Source organism: Blautia sp. 1001283B150304_161114_C9, assembly GCF_015668165.1.
Lineage (GTDB): Bacteria > Bacillota > Clostridia > Lachnospirales > Lachnospiraceae > Blautia_A > Blautia_A wexlerae.
Genome location: NZ_JADPGO010000064.1, coordinates 1 through 6683 on the forward strand (window position 1 = coordinate 1; position 6683 = coordinate 6683).

Annotated in this window: 7 protein-coding genes and 1 pseudogene; all 8 read left to right on the forward strand. The window is 40.5% G+C overall.

All coding sequences use genetic code 11. The annotated features are described in order from the left end of the window. On the forward strand, positions 1-1599 hold a 1599-nt coding region (locus I4V44_RS16945), incomplete at its 5' end, for a hybrid sensor histidine kinase/response regulator (protein ID WP_196003006.1). 323 nt (positions 1600-1922) lie between these two features. Next, positions 1923-2333: an IS200/IS605 family transposase gene (gene tnpA / locus I4V44_RS16950; RefSeq protein WP_207744273.1), complete on the forward strand. Its 411-nt coding sequence runs from the start codon at positions 1923-1925 to the stop codon at positions 2331-2333. A 263-nt stretch (positions 2334-2596) separates the two neighbouring features. Continuing rightward, positions 2597-3610: an RNA-guided endonuclease InsQ/TnpB family protein gene (locus I4V44_RS16955; RefSeq protein WP_243280313.1), complete on the forward strand. Its 1014-nt coding sequence runs from the start codon at positions 2597-2599 to the stop codon at positions 3608-3610. A 266-nt stretch (positions 3611-3876) separates the two neighbouring features. Next, complete coding sequence (locus tag I4V44_RS16960) at positions 3877-4302, forward strand: GNAT family N-acetyltransferase (RefSeq protein ID WP_196003007.1); 426 nt, start codon at positions 3877-3879, stop codon at positions 4300-4302. 274 nt (positions 4303-4576) lie between these two features. Further along, positions 4577-5095: pseudogene (locus I4V44_RS16965) on the forward strand (DUF1349 domain-containing protein); the annotation flags it as partial. A 94-nt stretch (positions 5096-5189) separates the two neighbouring features. Beyond that, the gene (locus I4V44_RS17970) at positions 5190-5381 is read left to right on the forward strand and encodes an alpha/beta fold hydrolase (RefSeq protein ID WP_330610673.1); all 192 of its coding nucleotides are present in this window, start codon (positions 5190-5192) and stop codon (positions 5379-5381) included. 29 nt (positions 5382-5410) lie between these two features. After that, on the forward strand, positions 5411-5932 hold the full coding sequence (locus I4V44_RS16970; protein WP_320443429.1) for an alpha/beta fold hydrolase: 522 nt from the start codon (positions 5411-5413) through the stop codon (positions 5930-5932). Positions 5933-5979: 47 nt separating this feature from the next. Continuing rightward, the gene (locus tag I4V44_RS16975) at positions 5980-6504 is read left to right on the forward strand and encodes a flavodoxin family protein (protein ID WP_062807680.1); all 525 of its coding nucleotides are present in this window, start codon (positions 5980-5982) and stop codon (positions 6502-6504) included. Positions 6505-6683 lie beyond the last annotated feature (179 nt).

The following is a 6683-nucleotide window of genomic DNA, read 5'->3' on the forward strand; positions in this document are numbered from 1 at the left end:
GCAGAGATTGAATCCCGTCAGGCACTGAAAGAGGCTTACCGGTCCGCAGAAAATGCAAATCGTGCGAAAACAGAATTTCTTTCCAATATGTCCCATGATATTCGGACACCAATGAATGCCATTGTGGGTCTGACTGCAATCGCAGGAGCAAATATTGAGAGTCAGGATAGAGTTATTGAATGTCTCAGTAAGATTACAGAATCAAGCCGTCATCTGCTGGGGCTGATTAATGAAGTACTGGATATGGCACGTATTGAAAGCGGAAAAATGACGCTGGCACAGGAAGATTTCAACCTGTCAGAGCTGGTGGATAATCTTATTACGCTTACGAAACCGGTGCTGGATGAACATAAACACAATTTTGATATACACATCAATCACATTGAACACGAGGATGTCTGTGGTGACAGCCTGAGAATCCAGCAGGTGTTTGTGAATCTGATGAGCAATGCAATTAAGTATACACCGGATGGCGGGAATATTATCTTTTCCATAGAGGAAAAGCCAAATGGATTTTCGGAACTTGGATGCTATGAATTTACGATTGAGGATAATGGGATCGGTATGTCACCGGAATTTCAGAAAATCATGTTTGATCCGTTCAGCCGCGCAGATGACCACCGGACAACCAAGGTTCAGGGAACCGGTCTGGGAATGGCAATCAGCAGAAATATTGTGAACCTGATGAATGGTAATATTAAAGTGGACAGTACCTTACATAAGGGAACCAGAATTACGGTAACAATTTATCTGGAGCTTCAGGAAAAAGAAAAAGAACAGGACAGATATCTGATGAATCTGCCGGTTCTGGTTGTGGATGATGACAAGACATGCTGTGAAAGTACAGTTGCCACACTGAAGGAAATCGGTATTGCAGGCGAATGGGTTCTCTCCGGCAGAGAAGCCGTTGAGCGCTGTTATGCACGTCATGAGCTAAAAAATGATTACTTTGCTGTTATTTTAGACTGGAAGATGCCGGATATGGATGGCATAGAAACAGCCAGACAGATCCGGAAGCGAATAGGTAAAGAAATCACCATCATTGTACTGACATCTTATGAATTTAGCGAGATTGAAGAAGAAGCAAAGGCGGCGGGCATAGATGCTTTTATTGCAAAACCGCTGTTCCGTTCTCGGCTGACGGCTACACTGCGGCAGTTTACTTCAGGCAGAAAAGAAAAAACAGCAAGAAATTATCTGGAGGAGCTGTCAGAATCAGACTACACGGGAAAAAGGATTCTGCTAGTTGAGGACAATGAGTTAAACAGAGAAATTGCTGTTGAAATTCTGCAGATGACAGGGGCAGAAGTGGAAACGGCAGAAAATGGAAAAATTGCAGTTGAAAAAGTAGAAGCTTCTCCGAAAGACTTGTATGATCTTGTTTTTATGGATATCCAAATGCCTGTCATGAATGGTTATGAGGCAACCGCAGCAATCAGGAGCCTTCCGGGTGAACAGGGAAAACTGCCGATTGTTGCCATGACTGCCAATGCTTTTGCAGAAGATGTACAGCTGGCCAAAAATACAGGCATGAATGGACATATCGCGAAACCGCTGGATATGAATAAGCTGAATGACGTTCTGGAAAACTGGCTGTAATTGTTTCCCAATTGTTGAATTAATGATTTTATTAGGAAAGAATGAAGAAAATACGAGGATGAAAAAGGCAAAACAATGTCTGATAGCATTACTGTCAGGTGTACTTTTAGGATAATAAGCGGGAATCCTCGGCAATTCAATTACCGAGATGAAAGCGCAAACTGTGCATATCTGCACTCATAATAAATAAAAATAACAAAACGGTTTTCATTCAATTTCTCCATATAAAAGGTTTTATAAAAAGCTGTATCCAGCATTATAAAAAAAGAAAATATGTTCGATATTTTATTGCGGAATTTTTGATATCATGGTATACTATATGCATGAAAGAAAATCTTATACATTACCGCACTTGTGTGTGCAATATTAATTACCATATGGTATGGTCAGTAAAATACCGGCGGAAGATATTAAGTGCGGAGGTCGAGGCATATCTGCAGGAACTGGTGCAGGAGATCGCAAAAGATAAGGGCTTCACGGTCCATCTGTTTGAATGTGGGGAAGGAGACCATGTACACTGTTTTGTGTCAGCCCCTCCGAAATTATCCATAACTGCGATCGTGAAATACCTGAAGGGGATCTCCGGCAGGAAACTTTTCGAACGTTTTCCGGAAATAAGAAACCAGCTTTGGAAAGGGGAGCTGTGGAACCATTCCTATTATGTGGAAACGGTCGGATCTGTATCGGAAGAAAACATCCGCAGGTACATCGAACATCAGAGCAAAGCTTACTGATATGATGGAGGAGAGGAAATGCTTCTATCAAAGAAAACATCCATAAAGGTTAGCTGGGAATATGCGAACCTCATCGGGCATATGTGCTATGCAGCATCCAAGCTCTGGAATGTCTGTAATTACGAGCGTCAGCATTACAAAGAAACAGGGATGGAGCAGTATCCGGACTGGTATTATCAGAAAAAAGCCCATAAAGAGGAGCTGTGGTATAAACAGCTCCCATCCCAGACTGCCCAGGAAGTATGTAGGCTGCTGGACAAGGCATGGAAGTCTTTTTATGCCCTGAAAAGATCCGGGGGGGGATTGAGACTCCCAGACCGCCGCGGTTTAAGCAGGAAAGTATCCCCATTACCTATATGCAGATGGGGATCGTGCATGAGCGGGATACGGGCAGAGTCCGCCTGTCCCTTCCAAAGGCATTAAAAAAATATATGGAAGAAACGTATCAGATCCATGAAAACTTTCTTTACCTTGAAAATAAGATTTTCAGGGGCATGGATCAGATCAAACAGCTGCGGATCTACCCGCCGGAGAAGGGAAACTGTAAAATTATTGTTGTTTATGAGGTCCCTGACCAGGAAGAACTTCCACAGAACGGACATGAACTGTCTATTGATCTGGGGCTTCATAACCTTATGACGTGTTATGATTCCGAAAATGGGAAGACGTTTATCCTGGGCAGGAAGTATCTTGAATTGGAAAGATATTTCCATAAAGAGATCGCAAGGGTGCAGGCCCAGTGGTATGGACAGCAGTCCGGAAAGGGAGTAAAGCATCCGGTCACATCAAAACATATCAGGAAGTTATATAAGAGAAAACAAGACTCAGTAACGGACTATCTGCACAAGATTACAAGATATCTTGCAGAATACTGCCGGGAACAGGGAATCACCTGTGTCGTTACAGGGGATATCCGGAACATTCGGAGAGAAAAAGACCTGGGACACAGGACAAACCAGAAGTTTCACAACTTGCCGTATAACAGGATCTACATCATGCTGGAATATAAGCTGAAAAGGTATGGGATCCGTTTCGTAAAACAGGAAGAAAGTTATACCAGCCAGTGCAGCCCATTGTCACCGGAAGTAGGGAAAAGATATGCAGAACCGTCCAACCGGAAAGAGAGAGGACTGTACAGGGATGGAAACAGAGTTTATAACGCAGATGCCGTAGGGGCATATAATATCCTGAGAAAATATCACTCCGTATCCGGAGTAAAAAGAGAACTGTCCGTAACCGGACTGAAGACACCGGAAATAATAAAAGTAGCTGTATAGCTCTAAAGAGCAAACAGTAGTGGTGCCATGGATGCACCCTGAAAAAAGGCGGTATCCCGCCTTAATTCAGATGCTCTGGTAACTCAGTTACCGAGTAATTCACTTTTGCTCTGTATTTGTACCACTCTATATAACGAAACGCTCAGATGCTGTTTTGCAGTAGGGGAAAAGAAAAAATATCAAAAAATTGATGATTAATGGTGAGCTTGTGATAGAATGGATAAAAGAGAAAAGCATAAAGGATGTAGTTGTGGAGAATATTTGTTATGATTAGAAAGTTGCTGAACGGAGATATCGATAGAGTTGCTGACATATGGTTAAAGACAAATCTGAAAGCACATTATTTTATTTCCAATCAATACTGGAAAAGTAATTATGAATTAGTGAAAGAAATGATGTCACAATCCGAAGTCTATGTGTATGAAGATGATAAAATGATTCAAGGATTTGTAGGACTAAATGCTGAATATATCGAAGGTATTTTTGTCTCCGATGAAATACAGTCATGTGGCATAGGTAAGCTTTTATTAGATTATGTTAAGGATAAAAAAGTTAGCTTACGATTAAATGTATACCAGAAGAATGCCAGAGCAATTTCTTTTTACCAAAGAGAAGGGTTCATTATTCAATGTGAAGATTTGGATGAAGATACTGGTGAAAAAGAGTACACTATGCTATGGAAACGAAAATAGAAATCGGAAGTTGGAGGGATAATGAAATAAATATAAAAGATTTTAAGTGGACGAGAGAACCTGATGATTACACGCTGACAGATGACAAAATTGAGATTATTACACAACCTAGTACATCGTTTTCGAAATAACTATACCACTCACTTGTCTGCGAATCCGATTGCACAGGTCTAAAAGCCTCAGCGTAGCCCGCTACGCCTGCGTTTTTATACCAGCACACTCGAATCCGCATCCTACGCGATTGGTATAGTTATTTACGAAACGATGTACTAGAACTGATTTGTGGCAAAGAACTTACTATCATTTCCGCAATGATAATGCTCCGGTTCTGCAGATAGAAACAGAGGAAAAGTCTTTTTCATTTATAGTGAAAACTGATTTTAAGGAAAGCCATCATCGCTTTGATCAGTGCGGTGTGGTTATGTATCTTGACAGTGAGAATTGGTTGAAAGGTTCTATAGAATATGAGAATGACAATTTTCAGCACCTGGGAAGTGTTGTGACAAACAATGGATATTCAGATTGGGCAACTACGGAAATTGATGCAGAGATTAAATCTATGTGGTATCGTCTCAGTAGACGTGAAGATGATTATTGCATTGAATGTTCTGAGGATGACATACGGTTTAAGCAAATGAGGATTTGTCATATGTGGGCTGGTGCAGGAAAAATCAAATTTGGAATTTATGCATGCAGTCCGGAAGATTCATCGTTTAAAGCGGTATTTACAGATATGAAATTGACGGAGTGTCAATGGAAAGCCCACGACGGTCAAAAACCGGATGAGATGTAGCAGAATGTATTTGATACAAAAAACCAATATGAAAATAGTTAAAGTTTTTCAGTTTGTGTAACTGAGAAAAATGAAAATTGCGGAGGTGGATTTGTTGAAGGAAAGTACATATCAAACTCCTTGCGGAACAATTCACTATTGGTCAAGTATTCTGAGTTTGGATACAACGACGCTTGTATTTCTTCCGGGGCTGACTGCTGACCATAGACTGTTTGATAAACAGGTTGAGTACTTTGATGGAAAATATAATATTATTGTATGGGATGCACCGGCTCATGCCTTTTAATCATAAAACCAATTATAATCGGTCAATCAATGGGAGGATATGTAGGCCAGGCTTATGCACAATTGTATCCTGACCGGCTGGCAGGTTTTATTTCCATTGATTCAGCACCGCTCCAGAGAAACTATGTGACAGCGGTGGAGATCTGGCTTCTGAAAAGAATGGAACCAGTATATGCACATTACCCATGGAAGTTGCTTTTGAAATCCGGAACAAAGGGAGTTGCAACTTCTAATTATGGCAGAAACCTGATGAAGGAAATGATGCTGGTCTATGATGGTGATCAGCATCGTTATGCACAAATTGCCGGGCATGGATTTCGTATTCTGGCAGAGGCAATGGAAAAGGATCTGCCTTATGAAATCAAATGTCCTTCCCTGTTGATATGTGGTACAAAGGATCATGCCGGTTCATGCATAAGGTATAACAGAGAATGGCATCGAAAAACGAAAATTCCTTTAAAGTGGATTGAAGGGGTCGGTCATAATTCTAATACAGATAAACCGGAGATGATCAATAGTTTATTAGAAGAGTTCTTCTCTAATATTTTATGACAGGCAACCTAAAGTTATTTGAATTGAAAAAGTTGGAGGATACACGCATGAAAATTGTAATCATTAATGGAAGTGCCAGAAAAGGAAACACGCTGACAGCAATCAATGCATTTATAAAAGGAGCGTCAGAAAAGAATGAAATTGAAATCATTGAACCCGACAAACTCAACATTGCACCATGCAGGGGATGTGGTGTCTGTCAATGCTCTAAGGGATGCGTCGATAAGGATGATACAAATCCTACAATTGATAAAATTGCTGCCGCAGATATGATTCTTTTTGCTACGCCAGTTTATTGGTGGGGAATGTCAGCACAATTGAAATTAGTCATTGATAAGTGCTACTGCCGTGGATTGCAGTTAAAAAATAAAAAAGTGGGCACGATTGTTGTAGGTGGTTCTCCCGTAGACAGTATCCAGTATGAGCTGATTGATAAGCAGTTTGACTGTATGGCAAAATATCTTTCATGGGACATGCTTTTCAATAAATCATATTATGCAACAGCCAGAGATGAACTTGAAAAAAATAAGAATTCCATGAACGAACTTGAGGGAATCGGAAAAAATTTATAAAGCACACTCCAAATTCAAGTTTACAGAACTGAATCAAAAGAGCTCGAAGGAGCTCTTTTCCCTTTTTTATAATAGTATCATTATGGTATAATAGAGACATTAAAATCGTTAAGGAAAGAATCGAAGGTGGTGCAAACGAAAAAGCAGTATGGAGACTTTTCATTAACTGCCCTTTCGTT

Bases quoted from the DNA above. Each gene is read 5' to 3' on its own strand.
- I4V44_RS16960 (WP_196003007.1), top strand. From the start codon at position 3,877: ATGATTAGAAAGTTGCTGAACGGAGATATCGATAGAGTTGCTGACATA.
- I4V44_RS16970 (WP_320443429.1), top strand. From the start codon at position 5,411: ATGGGAGGATATGTAGGCCAGGCTTATGCACAATTGTATCCTGACCGG.
- I4V44_RS16975 (WP_062807680.1), top strand. From the start codon at position 5,980: ATGAAAATTGTAATCATTAATGGAAGTGCCAGAAAAGGAAACACGCTG.
- I4V44_RS16955 (WP_243280313.1), top strand. From the start codon at position 2,597: ATGGAAGTCTTTTTATGCCCTGAAAAGATCCGGGGGGGGATTGAGACT.
- tnpA (WP_207744273.1), top strand. From the start codon at position 1,923: ATGAAAGAAAATCTTATACATTACCGCACTTGTGTGTGCAATATTAAT.